13 protein-coding genes (1 of these 13 only partly in view) are annotated in these 17,703 nt (G+C 67.0%); 5 read left to right on the top strand and 8 right to left on the bottom strand.

Features of this window, described 5'->3' with window-relative positions:
• On the top strand, positions 1–557 hold the 3' portion of the coding sequence (locus FRZ61_RS20970; protein WP_151119568.1) for an NADPH-dependent F420 reductase. It extends 139 nt beyond the left edge of the window; the window shows 557 of its 696 coding nt (coding positions 140–696); its start codon lies off the left edge, out of view; it ends in the stop codon at positions 555–557.
• 60 nt (positions 558–617) lie between these two features.
• Here FRZ61_RS20970 and FRZ61_RS20965 read toward each other — a convergent pair whose 3' ends face one another.
• Entirely contained in the window at positions 618–4,970 is a 4,353-nt protein-coding gene (locus FRZ61_RS20965) for a DEAD/DEAH box helicase (RefSeq protein ID WP_225308928.1), read from the bottom strand.
• 310 nt (positions 4,971–5,280) lie between these two features.
• Between FRZ61_RS20965 and FRZ61_RS20960 the strand changes: the two genes are divergently transcribed.
• On the top strand, positions 5,281–6,105 hold the full coding sequence (locus FRZ61_RS20960) for an aldo/keto reductase (RefSeq protein ID WP_151119567.1): 825 nt from the start codon (positions 5,281–5,283) through the stop codon (positions 6,103–6,105).
• A 249-nt stretch (positions 6,106–6,354) separates the two neighbouring features.
• Positions 6,355–6,750 (top strand): hypothetical protein, encoded by a 396-nt coding sequence (locus FRZ61_RS20955; RefSeq protein ID WP_151119566.1) that lies wholly within the window; start codon positions 6,355–6,357, stop codon positions 6,748–6,750.
• Positions 6,751–6,852: 102 nt separating this feature from the next.
• Here FRZ61_RS20955 and FRZ61_RS20950 read toward each other — a convergent pair whose 3' ends face one another.
• From FRZ61_RS20950 to FRZ61_RS20940, 3 genes are read right to left on the bottom strand one after another with little or no spacing between them, the layout of a single operon-like run.
• Positions 6,853–7,368, bottom strand: a complete 516-nt coding sequence (locus FRZ61_RS20950) for a DUF1993 domain-containing protein (RefSeq protein WP_151119565.1) — start codon at positions 7,366–7,368, stop codon at positions 6,853–6,855.
• A gap of 46 nt (positions 7,369–7,414) precedes the next feature.
• Positions 7,415–8,371: a hypothetical protein gene (locus FRZ61_RS20945; protein WP_151119564.1), complete on the bottom strand. Its 957-nt coding sequence runs from the start codon at positions 8,369–8,371 to the stop codon at positions 7,415–7,417.
• Positions 8,372–8,427: 56 nt separating this feature from the next.
• Positions 8,428–8,994: a TetR/AcrR family transcriptional regulator gene (locus FRZ61_RS20940; protein ID WP_151119563.1), complete on the bottom strand. Its 567-nt coding sequence runs from the start codon at positions 8,992–8,994 to the stop codon at positions 8,428–8,430.
• A 135-nt stretch (positions 8,995–9,129) separates the two neighbouring features.
• Between FRZ61_RS20940 and FRZ61_RS20935 the strand changes: the two genes are divergently transcribed.
• A complete protein-coding gene (locus tag FRZ61_RS20935) occupies positions 9,130–10,401 on the top strand; it encodes an MFS transporter (RefSeq protein WP_151119562.1) in 1,272 nt (423 codons plus the stop codon).
• An 8-nt stretch (positions 10,402–10,409) separates the two neighbouring features.
• Here the strand turns inward: FRZ61_RS20935 and FRZ61_RS20930 are convergent, their stop codons facing one another.
• The 4 genes from FRZ61_RS20930 to FRZ61_RS20915 form a co-directional block, all read right to left on the bottom strand.
• Positions 10,410–11,696 carry a class-III pyridoxal-phosphate-dependent aminotransferase gene (locus FRZ61_RS20930; RefSeq protein ID WP_151119561.1) on the bottom strand — a complete coding sequence of 429 codons (1,287 nt, stop codon included), beginning with the start codon at positions 11,694–11,696 and terminating at the stop codon, positions 10,410–10,412.
• Between the two features lie 44 nt (positions 11,697–11,740).
• Positions 11,741–12,526: an SDR family NAD(P)-dependent oxidoreductase gene (locus FRZ61_RS20925; RefSeq protein WP_151119560.1), complete on the bottom strand. Its 786-nt coding sequence runs from the start codon at positions 12,524–12,526 to the stop codon at positions 11,741–11,743.
• A 31-nt stretch (positions 12,527–12,557) separates the two neighbouring features.
• A complete protein-coding gene (locus FRZ61_RS20920) occupies positions 12,558–14,990 on the bottom strand; it encodes a GcvT family protein (RefSeq protein WP_151119559.1) in 2,433 nt (810 codons plus the stop codon).
• A gap of 255 nt (positions 14,991–15,245) precedes the next feature.
• Complete coding sequence (locus FRZ61_RS20915) at positions 15,246–16,016, bottom strand: DeoR/GlpR family DNA-binding transcription regulator (RefSeq protein WP_191909138.1); 771 nt, start codon at positions 16,014–16,016, stop codon at positions 15,246–15,248.
• Between the two features lie 324 nt (positions 16,017–16,340).
• Here FRZ61_RS20915 and FRZ61_RS20910 point away from each other — a divergent pair, with 324 nt between their 5' ends.
• Positions 16,341–17,642 carry an ABC transporter substrate-binding protein gene (locus FRZ61_RS20910; RefSeq protein WP_151119557.1) on the top strand — a complete coding sequence of 434 codons (1,302 nt, stop codon included), beginning with the start codon at positions 16,341–16,343 and terminating at the stop codon, positions 17,640–17,642.
• Positions 17,643–17,703 lie beyond the last annotated feature (61 nt).

Here is a 17,703-nt window from a genome sequence, read left to right as displayed (position 1 = left end):
CGCCCGTGTCGGCCAAAGAGGCGGCGCGAAGCGGCGCCGTCGTCGTCGTGACGATTCAGGAAGGGCGGATCCCGGAACTCCCGGCCGATCTGTTCAAGGATGTGCCCGCGGATGTCGTCGTGGTCGATACCGGCAACTACTATCCGCGCCAGCGCGACGGCCGCATCGACGGGATCGAGAAGGGCCTGACCGAAAGCCGCTGGGTGGAACGGAAGATCGGCCGCAAGGTGGTGAAGGCCTTCAACAACATCTACGCCAAGCACCTGCTGGAGCTGGGCCGCCCGGCCGGCGCTCCCGGCCGCATCGCGCTGCCGGTCTCAAGCGACGATGCCGCCGCGAAAGCCGTGGTGCTGAAGCTGGTGGAGACGCTCGGCTTCGACGGCATCGATGCTGGCGGCCTCGACGAATCCTGGCGCCAGCAGCCCGGCACGCCGGTCTATTGCACCGACCTGAATGCGGAAGGTGTCCGCCGCGCCTTGAAGGAAGCCAAGCAGGAACGCCAGCCGGAGTGGCGCGCCACGGCGAAGAGCCCTGGCAGCTTCACCGCCCCGGCCTGAGCGGCAACGGTCGAAAGGCGGGGAGCGGCTCGCGCGACAGCGATGCCGCTCCGCCCGCGCTCAAGACGCCGCGAACTCGTTCAACGCCGCCGGCACGGTGCCGCGCAGCAGCGCTTTGCGAGCCTGCCATTCGGTCGCCGGGTCCAGCGTCTCGTAGAAGCGGATCTCGCCGCCGGCCAGCGCGGCGATGGGAATCCCGTCGCGATAGAGCAGGCGGTTGCCCGTCAGCGCGGCGAGCTTCGGCCCCGGCGTCAGGATGCCGGCGAGGTTGAGCGGGTCCGCGCCGGACAAGGAGACCCAGCCGCCCGATTCGTCCTTGCGCCTGATCTCGCGCAGGAGACCGATCGCATCGGGCAGCGCGAACTGCTCGCCGGAGAAGCCGGCCACGAAGCGACCGCCGCGGATCTCGCCGCGCGCCTCCAGCCGCCGATAGACGCGCAGCAACTCGCGCCAGGGCGGCAGCCAGTCCGCCTCGCGTTCGATCGCCCGCCAGAACACGACGCCGTAGCGCAGCAGCAGGCTGCGCGCGGCGTGCTCGACGGCTTCCGCGCTTGCCGCCGGTCCTTTCGCTCCGCCGACAGGCGCGCGCCGCGCGAGCGCCCAGCGGCCCGCCTCCTCCATGCCGTGATCGCTGATGCGCCGGCGGCGGCGGGCACCGGCGCCGGGCTTGCGGCGGTCGGACGGAACGAGCAAGGCACGCAAACCGCCGAAGCTGTCCGAGGCCACCAGGCCCAGCGCCACCAGCTCGGCCAGCGCCTCTTCGACCTGCGGGCGCAGGAGTCCCGTGCCGGCGACCAGCTCGTCGAAGAAGGAGGCGCCCTGCTCGCGAATGAAATCGATCACCGCCTGGGCCCGGCCGCTCGGCGTCGGGCCGGTGCTGTCCGGGTTTGCCGACAGGGCCTGCCACAGGGGCGCGTGGCGGCGGGCGAGGAGCGTGATCGGCGTGGTGCGCACAGGCGCCACGCCGCGCTCGGCCCCGTTCGGCTTGCCGTTGCGGGGCTTCAGCCGCGCCCAGGCGACGCGGCCGGCGAGGCATTCGTCGTCGAGCCAGGCCGGCTCATAATCGCCGATGCGCGCAGGGAGGATCTCCGTCTCCCAGGCGCCCGCCGCCGCCTCGAATCCCTCGAGCTGCGCGACCGTCGTCGCAACGGCGTCGGGGCCTTCCATCTGCGTGTCCGCGGTCACATGCTGCCAGGTGAACAGGAAGCGCATGAAATCGCGCGCGGCCACCGGCTCGATCTCGGCGCGCAGCCGCTTGAGGGTGTATTGATGGATGCGGGCGAGGAGCCGCCGCGCGCACCATTCCTCGGCATTGGCGCCCGGCGTGAACCGCCCGCGCATGGCGAAGCCCTCGGTCTCCAGCGCGATCAGCGCCGCGGCGATGTCGTCGGGCTCGAGGCCCAGCGGGCCTGCGAGCGCCGTCGGCGTGACCGGTCCCTGGCCTTCGAGCCGCCCGCGCAGGATCTCGACCAGCCCGCCTTCCGGCGACGCGTCGCGATCCTCATAGCCATCGGGGATGGCGATCGCGGGCTCCGGCCGCGCCTCGGGCCATAGCGCACGGAACTGAGCCAGCCGTTCGGCGGCCACCCAGACATCCATTCCCGCGCCGCGCAGCCGCGTCACGCGGTTCTGCCGGACGAGCGCTCCCAGCCACTCCTTCCAGCTGGCGGCCTCGGTCGCACTGAGGAATCCCAGCCAGACGAGCGCGTCATGCAGCTCGTCGGCATTCGCCGGCTCGGGCCAGGCCTCCGCCCGGACCCGATCGATCGCCTCGGGATCCAACCGGCCGATCTCCGACGCGGTCTCGGGCGTCAGCCAGCGCCGGTTCATCACCGCCTGCGTGCGGCGCTCCTCCAGCGGTGCGTCATCGAGGTAGGCATAGGGCTTCGCCGCCAGTACCTCGAGCGCCAGCGGCGAGGGCTGGGTCAGGTCGCGCGCGACCACTTCGATCGCACCGGCCTCCAGCCGCGCCAGGAGCCGCTCCAGGCCGGCGATGTCCATCGCCTCGTTCAGGCAGTCCGCGATGGTCTGGTTCACCAGCGGGTGATCGGGGATCTCGCGCTCGCCGACGAGATTCTCGGCGCAGGCGAGCTGGTCGGGAAAAACGGAAACGATCAGGTCTTCCGCGGCCATGCGCGCGAGCTGGGGCGGCACCCTCTTGCCGCCACGCTGGCGCGGCAGGGCCAGCGCCGTGCCCGCCACCCAGCGCCAGCGCGTGGCGAACATCGGCGCATCGAGCAAAGCCGCGATCAGAACGGTCCGCACATTGGCGGAATTGAGATAACGCGCCGCCTCGCCCAGCTCGAAGCTGTGGGCCGTGGTCAGCGACAGCACGATATTGTCCTCGGTCGCCGCCGCCTGCAGCTCGAAATTGAACTTGCGGCAGAAGCGCTTGCGCAAGGCCAGGCCCCAGGCCCGGTTGATGCGGCTGCCATAGGGGGAATGGATGACGAGCTGCATGCCGCCCGCTTCGTCGAAGAAGCGCTCCAGCACGATCCGGTCCTGGGTCGGCAGGCAGCCCAGCGCCGCATGGGACGCCGCCAGATACTCCGCCATCTGCTCGGCGGCCGGCGCCGCGATGCCGGCTTCCGTCGCCAGCCAATCGACGATCTGCTCGGGCTTGCGGCCTTTCTGCAGCCTGGTCGCGACGGCCTCCCGCAGCCGGGAGACCGACGAGGAGAGCTCGTCGCTGCGGCCCGGTGCCTCGCCCAACCAGAACGGGATCGTCGGCGACAGGCCGTGCGCGTCCTCCACGCGCACCACGCCGCGCTCGACCCGCATGATGCGATAGGAGTTGTTGCCGAGCTGGAAGATGTCGCCGGCCATGCTCTCCACCGCGAAATCCTCGTTCACGGTGCCGATCGTCTGGTTCTCGGGCTCCAGCAGAACCTGATAGTCGGCCGTGTCGGGGATGGTGCCGCCGGAGGTGAGCGCCGTCAGGCGCGCGCCGCGCCGGCCGCGCAGCAGGTGATTGACGGCATCGTGATGCAGGAGCGCCCCGCCCCGTCCGCGCCGCGTGCTGAAGCCGTCGGCCAGCATGCGCACGATCTCGAGAAAATCCTCGCGCGACAGATCGCGATAGGGCCAGGCGCGGCGATAGCACGCCAGCAGCGCATCCTCGTTCCATTCCTGCGCCGCGACCTCGGCCGCGATCTGCTGGGCCAGCACGTCGAGCGGCCGCTCGGGAATGGTGAGCTGATCCAGCTCGCCGCGCCGGACGCTGTCGAGGAGCGCCGCGCATTCGACCAGCTCGTCGCGCGAGAGCGGAAACAGCCGCCCCTTGGGCGTGCCGCCGACCGCATGGCCGGAACGCCCGATCCGCTGCAGAAAGCTCGCGATCGAGCGCGGCGATCCGAGCTGGCAGACCAGATCGACATCGCCGATATCGATGCCGAGCTCGAGCGACGCGGTCGCGACCAGCATCTTCAAGGCGCCGCGCTTCAGCCGCTGCTCGGCATCGAGCCGCAGCTCGCGGGCCATGCTGCCGTGATGCGCGGTCACCTGGTCCTCGCCGAGCCGCTCGGAGAGCTGGCGGGCGACGCGCTCGGCCATCCGGCGCGTATTGACGAAGACCAGCGTGGTGCGATGCCCCTGGGCGAGCTCGGCCAGGCGGTCATAGACCTGGGTCCAGACCTCCGCCGACATGATGGCTTCGAGCGGCGAGGAGGGAACCTCCAGCGCCAGGTCGCGGGCGCGGACATGGCCGGCATCGACGATCCGGCATTCCTGACCCGGGGCCGCCCCGACCAGGAAGCGCGCCACGGCCTCGATCGGCTTCTGCGTGGCCGAGAGGCCGATCCGCAGCAGGGGGTGGCCGCAGAGCGCTTCGAGGCGCTCCAGCGAGAGGGCCAGATGGGCGCCGCGCTTGTTGGGCGCCAGCGCGTGGATCTCGTCCACGATCACGGTCCGTGTCGTGGCCAGCATCCGGCGCCCGGACTCCGAACCCAGCAGGATGTAGAGCGATTCCGGCGTGGTCACGACGATATGGGGCGGCCGGCGGCGCATCCGGTCGCGCTCGGCCGACGGGGTGTCGCCGGTCCGGACCCAGGCCCGGATGTCGACATCGGGCAGGCCCTGCGCCTTCAAGGCCTCGCGGATGCCGGCCAGCGGCTCTTCCAGGTTGCGCTGGATGTCGTTCGACAGGGCCTTGAGGGGGGAGACATAGACGACCTGCGTCTCGTCCGGCAGGGGGTTCTCCATGCCTTGCCGCACCAGGGAATCGATCGCCGCCAGGAAAGCGGCCAGGGTCTTGCCGGAACCGGTCGGCGCGGCGATCAGCGTATGCCGCCCTTCCTGGATCGCCGGCCATGCCTGGGCCTGGGCCGCCGTGGGCGCGCCGAAGCGGCGGTCGAACCAAGCGGCGACCGCGGGATGGAAGCGATGGGGTCGGTTCAGGCGCAGGACGGTGGTCAAGGACGGCGGGTTCCCGAGACGCGGCGGCGGGCGGATTTTCGAGCGGAAATGGCCCCAAAACAGGGCATTGCGGCCCTCTAGATAAGGGGAGCGCAGGCCATAATATCAACATCGGGTCCGGGCGTGGCAGGGCTATGCCGGCCCCGCTGCCCGGGCTTCGCCCGTCGCCGAACGTGGATAAACGGAAAGGCTGGAGCCTATCGCCCGGGCGCAAGGCAGCCCCGCTTGGACCGGGGACCGGAATGGCCGTCGCCGCCCTATATCTTCGCCGGGGATTCTTTCATCACGAGCTTCCGAAGGGTATTTCATCATGAGCCATCCCGCGAACATCAAACTCAATGACGGCGCGGCCATGCCGCAGCTCGGATTCGGCGTCTGGCAGGTGCCCGACGACCAGGCGGGGACCGCCGTCAAGACCGCCATCGGCGCGGGCTACCGCTCGATCGACACGGCCGCCATCTATGGCAACGAGAGCGGCGTCGGCCAGGGCATCAAAGCCGCCGGCGTGGCGCGCTCGGAGCTCTTCATCACCACCAAGCTGTGGAACGATCGCCAGGGCGCCACGGAACCGCTCAAGGCGCTCGACGAAAGCCTGAAGCGGCTGCAGCTCGATTATGTGGATCTCTACCTGATCCATTGGCCGGCGCCGAAGCAGGACCGTTTCGTGGAAAGCTGGAAGGCGCTCGTGACCCTGAAGAAGGAAGGCCGCGCCCGCTCGATCGGCGTCTCGAACTTCCAGGCGCCGCATCTCAGCCGCATCATCGACGCCACCGGCGTGACACCCGCGGTCAACCAGATCGAGCTCCATCCGCGCCTGCAGCAGAAGGCGATGCGCGAGTTCCATGCGCGCCACGGCATCGCCACCGAATCCTGGAGCCCGCTCGGGCAGGGTAAGCTGCTCGACGATCCGGCGCTGACGGCGGTCGCCAAGAAGCACCGCAAGACGACGGCCCAGGTCATCCTGCGCTGGCATCTGGAGAACGGCCTGATCGCGATTCCTAAATCGACGCACGAGCCGCGCATCCGCGAGAATTTCGCGCTGTTCGATTTCAAGCTCGATTCATCCGATCTCGCCCAAATCGCCAAGCTCGACGCCAACGGCCGGATCGGCCCGGATCCCGATCGTTTCTCCTGATCGCCGGTTCGGCCTGAAACACAAGTCTTTGGAATCGCGCCTCTCCCGGCATCGTCGCGATGCCGGGAGAGGTGGTGCCGCGCCCGGCTTTCGCATCTTGGCGTACAGGAAAATCGCCCCATTTTCATACAAGAGGGCCAGGGAGAAACGTGATGGAACGGCGTTCACCGTCGCAGCGCCCGATGTCCTCTACCGGGATCGGGTGTGCCTGACGACGGCAATCGGACGGGATTTCCCGAAAGGAGTTCCATGAAGAGCCTGACCATTCTGGGCGCGGCGCTGGCCGCTGTCTTGCTGGTTTCCCAGGCCAGCGCGGAGCCGCTGCGCGGCGACAATTTCATCGAGGTCATGAAGGGCAATACGCTCTCGGGCCAGAGCCAGATGGGCGTCAACTACAACATCTATTTCCTGCCCGGCGGCGAGGTGAGCTACCAGGATGCCGGCGGCCGCGTCGACAAGGGCGCCTGGTCGATCGACCCCGACGGCGATGTCTGCATCAAGTGGCACGCGCCCAGCAACCTGGCCAACGACTGCTACAAGGTCGATGTCAACGGCACCAAGGTCTCCTGGCAGGGCAAGACCGGCACCGGCCATGCGGGCTTGCGCGGCGAGGTCGTGCCGATGACCATGGCCAAGTCGCAGTAACCGAGACGCGCCCGTTCGAGGCGCGACCCCGCGACCGCCGAATGAAGAAGGCTCCGCGTCGCCGACGCGGAGCCTCTTTCATGCCCGGCTGAAGAAGCCGGCCTATTCGGTCTTGAAGCCGCCGATGAAATCGCGCTTGCCCAGTTCCACGCCGGCATGGCGCAGGATGTCGTAGGCCGTGCTCGCGTGGAAGAAGAAGTTCGGCAGCGCGAAATGGAGCAGGTAGGGCTGGCCCTTGAAGGTGCGCGGCTGGCCGCCGATCGGGATCGTGATCTCCCGGCCCTCCGAACCGTCGATCTGGGCGGGGGTCAGCGTCTTGATGAAGGCTGAGGTCTTGGCGATACGCTGCTCCAGTGCCTCGAAGCTTGCCTCCTCGTCGGGATATTTCGGCACCTCGACGCCGGCGAGCCGCGCCGGGACGCCCTTCGCGAAATCGGCCGCGATCTGCACCTGGCGCGTGAAGGGGAACATATCGGGATAGAGCCGCATGCCGAGCAGCACGGCGGGCTCGATCTTGCGCATGCTGGCATGGGCGGCTGTCTTCCTGAGGATGGCGGCCAGCGCGTCGAGCGTATGCAGGAAGACAGGCACGGAGGCCTGGTACATCGAGATGGTCATGGGGCGGTTCACCGTTGTTCGGGATTGTTGATGGGCGGGGTCGAACTCATGGGCTGGGCGGAGCGAACTCGTAGCGCTCGATATAGGGATAGGTCTGGCGCGCCCAGAGCTCGATGAACTGGATCCACTGGCCGGCGGTGGCGGCATCCTCGCCGGGGACGGGATCGTCCATGCGCTTGCGCTCGATGTCCAGGATCGTATCGCCCTTGAGCCAGGTATAGCCGTCGGGGCCCTGCGTGGCGCCGCCATGGAGCTGCCGGTCCTGCTCGTCCTTGTAGACCTCGTGGCCGGCCCGCCAGCCGTCGGCTTCGAGCCGCGCGCGCAGGTCTTCGTCGAGCGCATCGATCTCGGCGACGCTCATCTTGTCGGGCGAGGTGCCGATCGAGATGCCCTGGACATGGGCCCGATCGTTGCTGTCGAAGCTGATGAAATAGTAGCGGCAGCCCTTGAGCGTGATGGCGCCGCCGGGGATCTGGAAATCGAACACCACGCCATCGGCGATCGGCGTGCCCGGGCCCGACGGGTTCTCGAGCACATTCACCTTGAGGCTCGATTGCCTGACGATCTCCTCGGTGGTCATGCCCGGGGCGGCGACGAGCACGCCCTTGGAGCCGCCGCGCAGGAGCGCGCGCAACGATCGGGCCGCCTCGGGCCCGAAGAAATCGTCATTGATCGCGGCCGGGATCGCCAGGGCCAGCCCGGCGATGAAGATCCCCCAGATCACCCAGACGACGGCCGTTTGATGCGCGGCCAGCGTCTTGACCAGCCCCACCTCGCTGTTGCCGATGGCGCCTTGTCCCGCCAGGAAGATCTTCAGCAGCAGCGGGATGACGGAGAAGCCGAAGGCCAGGAACAGGCCGAAGATCAGGATCTTCGCCCCCAGCATGAGGGTCGGGTCCTTGAGCGGCCGTCCGCCCGTGACGATATTGCCGCCGATCGCGAAGAGGATCATCGCGGCGAACAGCGCGCCGCTGATGATCGCGTGGGTTCTCAGGCTGAACATCGAAGCCGCCCCTGTGGCCCCCGGGCCAGCCGGCACTGGCGAGGGCTCCCGCCAGTCTAGCCTGTTTTCCTCAGGCTTGCCTCGATCAGCGCGTCGGCCGCTGCCGCGACCGAACCGCCCGGGCCCCCCGGGCCGAAGATCTGGCTCGAGGCGAAGGTGCCCTCGATCAGCAACAGCAGCCCGTCCGCCAGGACCGCAGGCCGGACGGCTCCCATGGCTTCCGCCATCTCTGTCAGGCGGCGGCGCAGCTCGCGCTTATGCGGGTCGGAGACGGAGCGTGCCGGGTGGCTGCGGTCGGGATATTCGATCGCGGCGTTGGTGAGCCCGCAGCCGCGATAACCCGACTGGGTCGCGCGCTCGCCGAGCACCTTCAGATAGGCCAGGATCTGCGCGCGCGGATTGCCGGGATGGGCCGCCACCGCCGCATCGAAGCGGCGCCAGAATTCGGCCTCGTAGCCGCGCAGATAGTCGGCCGCCAGCTCGTCCTTGGAGGGGAAGCTGCGATAGAGGCTGGGCTTGGTCACGCCGGCCTGGGTCACGATCTCCTCGACGCCCACCGCGCGGATGCCCTCGCGGTAGAACAGCTCGCGGGCGCTCTGGCGAATCCGGTCGACGGCGCGCAAGGGCGGGGTCTCCGCGGCAGGGGTGGTCCGGGAGCGGGCGGTTTTCCTGGTTTTCTTCGTCGTGCGCGACAAGGGGCTTGACCATGTTACCGATCGGTACGTATAACCAGCCGTCAACCCGTACCGATCGGTAACATGAGTATAGCCCTGCCGCGTCCCTTCGGCCAGCGATATGCGTTCATCGTGGTCGGGGTCATTTTCCTCTCGCTCCTGGCCTCGGCCGGTCTGCGCGCGGCGCCGGGCGTATTGATGGTGCCGCTGGAGGGCGCCTTCGGCTGGAGCCGGGCCACGATCTCGAGCTCGGCCGCGCTCGGCATCTTCCTCTACGGCATGGTGGGGCCTTTCGCGGCCGCGATCATGCAGCGCTTCGGCATCAAGCGCACGCTGATGGGCGCGCTGGCGCTGATGAGCGTCTCCACGGCCTCGAGCTATTTCATGACGGAGCCCTGGCAACTCGTCCTGAGCTGGGGCGTCTTCTCCGGCCTCGGCAGCGGCTGCGTCACGGCCGTCATGGGCGCCGCGATCGTCAATCGCTGGTTCATCACCAACCGCGGCCTGGTCATGGGGCTGCTCACCGCCAGCACCGCGACCGGCACGCTGATCTTCCTGCCGGGCCTCGCCGCCATCGCCGAATATTCGGGCTGGCAATATGTCGTGCTGACGATCGCGCTCTGCCTGGCGGCGCTCATCCCGGTCGTGCTCTGGCTGTTGCCGGAGAAGCCTGCGGATATCGGCCTGACCCCCTACGGCGCGCCGCCCGGCCATGTCGTTCCGTCCCTGCCGAAGCGCAACGTGGTCGAGGCGGCGATCGGCGGCCTGGTGCGCGGCCTCGGCGACAAGAATTTCTGGCTCCTCGCCGGCACCTTCTTCGTCTGCGGCTTCACCACCAACGGGCTGGTAGGCACGCATATGATCTCGCTCTGCTCGGATCACGGCATGCCCGAGGTGCAGGCGGCGAGCCTCTTGGCGATGATGGGCGTGTTCGACCTGATCGGCACGACCGCGTCCGGCTGGCTTACCGACCGTTTCGACCCGCGCAAGCTGCTCTTCATGTATTACGGGCTGCGCGGCCTGTCGCTGATCTACCTGCCCTATGCCGATTTTTCGTTCTACGGCCTCTCGATCTTCGCAATCTTCTACGGGCTCGACTGGATCGCGACCGTGCCGCCGACCCTGCGGCTCACGAACGAATGCTTCGGCGACCAGGAAGCGCCGGTCATGTTCGGCTGGATCCTGGCCGCCCACCAGATCGGCGCCGCCTCGGCCACCTTCTTCGCCGGCATGATGCGCACGATCGAGGGCCGCTATCTCGAAGCCTTCGTCATCGCCGGCACCACGGGCCTGATCGCGGCCGGCATGGCGCTTTTCGTCGGACGCAGCGGCAAACGGGCGCCTGTCGCCGCTTGATGGGCCCCTCAGCCTTCGATTGTCTCGCGGCCGTGCCGAACCGCCTCGTGTGCTTCGGCGATCGAACGGTCCATGATCGCCAGGATCTCGTCGGCCAGCGCCTCGTCGACCAGGAGGCCCGGCTTGAATTGCAGGACACTTGGGTCAAAAGTCGAGAAGATCGCCCATATCCCGTTGCGGTAGAGCGACCGCATGACGGGATTGGCGCCCTTGGGCCGCGGAAACTCCAGGCCGAAGATCAGGCCATTCTGGCGGATGCCGGTGAAGAAATCGGGATGGCGGACGCGGATCTCGTCGAGGCCGGTGCGGAACTGGGCGGCCCGCGCCCGTATGTTCGCCCTGACCTCGGGCCGCTGGGTGATCTCCAGCACCTTCAAGGCGACCACGCAAGCGATCTCCGAGCCACCGCCGGTCGAGATATGGGCGAAGCCGTCTTCCTTGAGCCAGCCACCCGCGCGCTCGTTCATGATCGCGCAGCCGAGCGGGAAGATGCCGCCACCGATGCCCTTGGCGACGACGATGATATCGGGCACGACGCCACATTTGACGGCGGCCCACATCTCGCCTGTCCGCATCATCCCGGCCTGGACCTCGTCGGCGATATAGAGCGCGCCATGGCGCTCGCAGAGCGCCTTCACGCCGGGCAGATAGTCTTCATGCGGCATGAGGAAGCCATAGGTGGCCGGAATGGTTTCGAGGATGACGGCCGCCACGTCTCCTCCGGCGAGGGCCCGCTCCATCGCGCCCAGATCGTTGAAGGGCACGTTGACGAATTCCTCGGGCCGCGCGATCAGGAAGCGCCCGGTGAACCGCTCGTCGCCGGCACAGACCGAGAGGCCCGTGCTGCCGTGATAGGACTTGAAGGCCGAGACGATTTTGCGCCGCCCGGTCGCATAGCGCGCGCTCTTGATCGCGATGTCGGAGGCCTCGCTGCCGCTGGCGCCATAGACGGTGTAGATCAGCGAGTCGGGGCTTGCCTCATGCAGGGCCTCGGCCAGCGCGGTACGGCAGAGGCTCGGGAAATGATGATTGCCCATGTCGAAATGATTGAGCCCCTCCTTGAGGGTCTCGACCAGCTCGGGATTGAGGTGCCCGAGGTTGAAATTGCCGCCATTCAGATGCAGGTCGATGAGGCGTTTGCCCGAATAGTCGTAGAGGAAATAGCCCTCGCGGCGATCGATGATGAAATCGATGCCGACATCCTGCCAGAACTGCGTCTTGGCGGGATTCCAGTAGGCCGCCGACTTCGACAGGGCCTCGCGCTTCGAGGCGAAGCGGCCATGGATGAAGTTCATCGCGGTTCGACCTTTGGCAGTGTTTCCGACGGCCGCCGTGGTTGCTACCAGGTGCAGAGGCCGGCGCAGAGATTGATCGCCTGGCCGGTGATGTAGCGGCCCTCGTCGCTGGCCAGGAACAGAGCCAGATCGGCCGCAGAACTGGCGGGCAGCAGCGCCCCCATCATGTTGGTCCGCATTGTGCTGTCGTAATAGCGGCCGCTTTCCTGCCCCGTCTCGCCCGCGATCTTGTCGAGGATGTTGTGCGCCAGCGGGGTCTCGATCCAGCCGGGACAGATCGCATTCACCCGGATCTGGGCCTTGCCGACCTCGGCCGCGAGGCAGCGCATGAAGCCGATCACGCCGTGCTTCGAGCTGTTATAGGCGGTCCATTCCGCGTCGGCGGTCTTGCCGTTGGTCGAGGCGTTGAAGATGACGGAGCCGCCCTTGTTGGCGGCGAGCATCGCGGGCAAGGTGTATTTCGAGACCAGGAACGGTGCCTTGAGATTGACCGCCATGGTCCAATCCCACATCGCCTCGGTCATATCGACGACCTTCGCCGAATCGACGACACCGGCATTGTTGACGACGATATCGAGGCCGCCGAGGCCTTCGATGGCGGCGGCGCACATGGCCCGGATCTCCTCGCCGACAGCGAGATCGGCCGCCACGGCGAAGGCCTTGCCGCCGGCCTTGTTGATGGCGGCGATGGTTTCGGCGGCCCGTTTATGGCTGCGGGCATGGACCGCAACGATGGCACCCTCGCGCGCGAAACTCTCCGCCATCGCGCGGCCCATGCCGCTGGCGGCACCCGTCACCAATGCGCGCTTGCCTGCCAATCTCTGTGCCATGGCGTTCCTCCTGGCGGGATGACCCCGATACCTAGCCGCGTATGCGGAGGTTGTCGGGATCGTAGGGCGATTTCAGATAGGCCCTGGCGGCGACCCTGTGCGTTCGCACCTCGAGCTCGTATGTGCTGCGGGTCAGGTCGGCGGCGCCCTCGATGTTGACATAGCCGAGGCCGACCGCACGATCGAAGGTGAAGCCAAAGCCGCCCGAGGCCAGGTAGCCGACCTGCTTGCCGTCGCGGTAGATGGTCTCGCGGCCATAGAGCAACGTCTCGGGGTCCTCGGCGACGAAGGCGACGAGCCGGCGAGCAACGCCTGTCTCCTTCTGGCGCAGCAGCGCATCCCGGCCGACGAATTCCGGCTTGTCCAAGGCCACGGCGAAACCGAGGCCTGCTTCGAAGGGAGTGTAGTCGGGACTGATTTCCGCTGCCCAGACCCGGCGTGCCTTCTCCATGCGCAGGGAATCGAGCGCACGATAGCCGCCATGCCGCAGTCCGTGAGCGGCACCGGCCGCGACCAGGGCGTCGTGAACGCGGACCATGTATTCGCACGGAATGAAGAGCTCCCAGCCCCGCTCGCCCGCGAACCCCACGCGCAAGGCCAGGGTCGGCGAGCCGTTCAGAAACAGTTCCCGTGCGGTGCCGTAGGGGAAGGCGGCATCGGAGACGTCTTCCTCGGCGACCTGGGCCAGCACGTCGCGGGACTTGGGTCCCATCAGCGAGAGGCAGCCATAGGCCGAGGTTACATCCATCAGATGCGCATCGGCGCCGGCGAGGCCGTTCCTCAGCGTCACGAAATCGCGCGTGGCGAAGCCCGTGCCGGTAACGATGAAGAAGGACCCGTCGCGGCGCCGCGTGACGGTCAGGTCGGCTTCGATGCCGCCGCGGCGGTTGAGAACCTGCGTATAGGTCACCGACCCCGCTTCCGGCTTCAGATGAGCCGCACAGAGCCGGTCCAGGCTCGCGGCGGCATCGCGGCCGGAGAGATGGAACTTCGCGAACGGGCTCTGGTCGAAAAGGGCGACCGCCTCGCGGCAGGCGCGGTGCTCGGCCGCCACATGCGGAAACCAGTTGGGCCTTTCGAACGTATAGATATCGCGCGGCTCGACGCCTTTGGGCGCGAACCAGTTGGCGCGCTCCCATCCGAACTTGGCGCCGAAGCAGGCGCCGCGCTCCTGGAGCAGATGGTGAACCGCGCTGCGCCGGAGGGGCCGGCCCGCCTGGAACTCGAGGTGGGGCCAGAGCATGGCGAAATGATGCGCCTGGCCCTCGAGGCCGCGGGCCAGAATCTGCTGCCGCGAGCGGTGAAAGGCACCGAAGCGACGGATGTCGGCTGGCCACAGGTCGAAGGGCGGTTCGCCTTCGAGGATCCAATGCGCCATGGCCATGCCGGCGCCGCCGGCCGAGGCGATACCGAAGGCATTGAACCCGGCCGCGACGAAGAAGCGATCCACCTCGGGGGCCTCGCCGAGGATGAACATCCCGTCCTCGGTGAAGGATTCGACCCCGTTGAACCAGCGCTTGATGCCGGCTTTCTCCAGCGACGGAAAACGATAGGCGACCGCGGCCATCCTCGGTTCGAACTGGGCGATGTTCTCGGGCATGAGCTTGAACTCATGCCCTTCGGGAATCGGATCCTCGAGATAGGGAATCGGGTCGAATTCGTATTGGCCGACGATCAACCCGCCCACCTCCTCCTTGAAATAGAGCTTGTTGTCGGTGTCGCGGATCGTCGGGAAGTTGCGCCGCAGGCCCTCGATCTTCTCGGTCACGAAATATTGGTGATGCGAGGGCTGCAGCGGCACGTTCACGCCGGCCATGCGACCGATCTCGCGTGCCCAGATGCCCCCGCAATTGACCAGGGTCTCGCAGCGAATGGCGCCCTGATCGGTCACGACGGCCGACACGCTGCCGCGTTCGAGCGCGATCCCCGTCACCTTGACATGCTCGAAGAGGCGCGCGCCCTTCATGCGGGCCCCCTTGGCCAGGGCCAGCGCGATGTCGGAGGGATTGCCGATCCCGTCATCGGCAACGAAGGCCGCGCAAACGAGATCCTCGACGGTCATGGTCGGCACCATGCGCCGGATCTCGTCGGGGCCGACGAACTCGAACGGAATGCCGAAGGAACGCGCGCGGGTCGCGGCGACCTCGTATTCGGCGCGTCGCTCCTGGCTCGAGGCCAAGCGCAGCGAGCCGTTGCGGAACCAGCCGGTGGCCTGTCCGGTTTCCGCCTCCAACCGCTCGTAGAGCTTGACGGATTCGCGCAGCAGCCGGGTGACGTTGGCGTTCTGGCGCAGCTGGCCGATGCCACCGGCCGCGTGCCAGGTCGAGCCGGAGGTGAGCCGATGACGCTCGAGCAGGACCACGTCGCGGCAGCCCATCTGCGCCAGATGGTAGGCGACCGAGCAGCCGATCACGCCGCCGCCGATGATGACCACCTGAGCTTGTGTTGGCAGCGCCGCCGTCATTCACCCCTCCCCGCATGGGCCCGGCAATATGGCCCGCTAGGGCCGAGCACGGCGGAGCGCCGCCGCGACGGTTCGCGTTCTTGGCATATGCCGGACAATATGTGGCATATGACACTCTTTTTCGTGCTTTATGCAACATAATTAGCGCACGATGCCACAATCCGCCCTGCCAAGTGGCTGGGCTGGGCCGAGAAAATGAGGATTCGAAGGATCGGCTTGAGGGCGATCGGTGCCGGATTGCGGGGGCGTTTCCCGTCAGGGCGCCACGTCGATCATCACGCCCGCCTGACGCAGGGCCGCGCCCAGTTCTCCGTCCGGCGCGCGATCCACGATCATCACGTGGATATCCTTGATGTCGCAAAACTTCTCGAGGCTCGCCTGATAGAACTTCGAGTGATCGACCATCATGACCACCCGGCGCGATTGCGCGATCATGATGCGCATGACCCAGGCGGTGCGCGGATCGATCTCCATGGCACCGTCGGGGGTGATGCCGTCGACCGTGACGAAGGCCGCATCGGCGTGGAACTTCTTCAGGTATTCGGTCGTGTCGTGGCCCCAGACAAAGCCTTCGGTGTAGTCGACCTGCCCCGGCGCCAAGATCGTGCGGATCGAGGGATTCGATGCCAGCGCGATCGAGCCGGGCAGGTTGTTGGTGATGACGGTGATCTTCTTCTCGAAGTTCTGCAGCACCTGCGCCAGCAGCAGCGACGTCGAGCCCGAGCACATGAAGATGACCTCATGCTCGTTGATGAAATCGGCCGAGCGCAAGGCCACCCTCTGCCGCTCCTTGATCATGCGCTGCGAGCGGGCCTCGAGATTGGTCTCTAGCCCGATGGGCGTGAAGGTGGCGCCGCCGCCATATCGCCGATGCAGCCGGCCGGTGCGGTTGAGCTCTTGAAAGTCGCGTCGGATCGTCTCGCGCGACACACCCAAGGTCTCCGCCAGATCGCGGATCAGGATGGACGGATTGGTGCTGATCTCGGCGATCAGCCGCTTATGCCGCTCGCTCTTCTTTGACGACATTGAGGCTCCCGTTCGGATCCGGCGTTGCGGCCCGATTGCGTCAAAGCCATGCCACAAACGGGGACTGCCGCCAACTGGCAATCCCAGGCGCATCGTCGCGCGCCACACCGAAATTCGTAAGTTTTCTCAGCCCATTACATGGAGTGAGGCACAATCCATTATGCAATAATGTGGCATATGAGAAAGAGAATTGTTGCATATGCCTAATTACGGCCCCTATCATCGCGGCAATCGAAGGCGCGACGCCAACGAACAAGGCCATCTCGAAGCGCGCCTCGGCAGGGAAAGCCGGCTCCGAAAGCCGGCAGACAGAGGGAGGAGGCGATGGCGGGGCATTGGCATAAGACGGCCGGGCTGAGGCGGCTTCTGGGCGCCCTGGCTCTGGGAACGGCGATGGCGACCGCGGCGGTCGCCAAGGCCGAGGACACGATCGATATCGGCTTCAACGCGCCGCTGTCGGGTCCCGCGGCCGGCTGGGGTCTGCCGGGGCTGACCGGCATCAATCTCCTGGTCGACGGAATCAATGCCGAAGGCGGGCTCGATGTCGGCGGCAAGCGCTACAAGCTCGTCGTCCATCAGTTCGACAACGAGTATGTGCCGTCGAAGGCGCTCCAGGGTGCGCGCCAACTGGTGCTCGAGCACAATGTGAAAATCATCCTCGATGTCGGCGGCTCGACCGGCGACGCGCAGCTGCCGTTCCTGACCGAGCACAAGGTCTTCTATGCGCCGGAAGCAACGGCGGACATCAATCCGAACCGCCCCTACATCATCTCCGGCGCCGACTATTTCCCGCGCGGCGAGATGATGCGGATGGCCTATATCCATCAGATCTATCCTCAGGCCAAGCGCTACGCCGTCGTCTCGCAGCAGGACGCGACCTCGCTGGTCGGGCAGGCCTGGGAAGTCGGCGCGGCCAAGGCCGTCGGGCTGGATGTGGTCTATGACGAGTTCTACGCTCCGGATACCACCGATTTCGCGCCGGTCGTGACGGCGATCCTCGCGACCAAACCCGACATCGTCAGCCTGTCGATCAGCTGGCCGGATTTCATTCCCCTGCTGCTGGAGCAGCTCTATCAGCAGGGTTTCAAGGGCATCGTCGCGGCGAACTACATCGAGCCCGAGCAGGCGCTGCAGCGTGTGCCTGCCGACTGGCTCCAGCAGGTCAAGGCCATCGATTCCTATCCTCTCTTCGACGATCCCTGGTGGGGCGACCCTTCGGCCCAGCATGACTTCACCGCGAAATGGATCGCGCGCTACGGCCCCGGCGCACCTGAAGACCTGAAGCGGCCAATGAACGGCATCGACTGGCTCTATACCCCCATGCTGCAGGCCTATCTCGCCGCGGTGCAGAAGGCGGGCAGCGTCGATCCCGACAAAGTGCTGGCCGCTTTCCGCAGCCTAACCACGATCTCGACGATCCAGGGGCCGACGGCTGTCACCGGCGAGGAGATGTGGGGCGAGAAGAACATGATCTCGCCGCTGGTGCCGAACAACGAGTTCCGGGCCGATTGCAGCTGCAAGCGGGTCCAGTCGCTGACCCGCTTCGAGACCTGGTTCGCCCAGCACAAGGATGCCGTGCTTGCCGAGGTCCGCCGTCGGAATCAGATGTGGGATCAGCGGCAATAGACGATCATAGTGGTTTGACGGAACCGTTCCGTTCGCCGTTGCCGGTCCGGGCCCGCTGCTC

Source organism: Hypericibacter adhaerens (assembly GCF_008728835.1).
GTDB lineage: Bacteria > Pseudomonadota > Alphaproteobacteria > Dongiales > Dongiaceae > Hypericibacter > Hypericibacter adhaerens.
The sequence above is the reverse complement of the archived record's forward strand: the minus strand, read 5'-3'. Positions and strand labels throughout refer to the sequence as shown.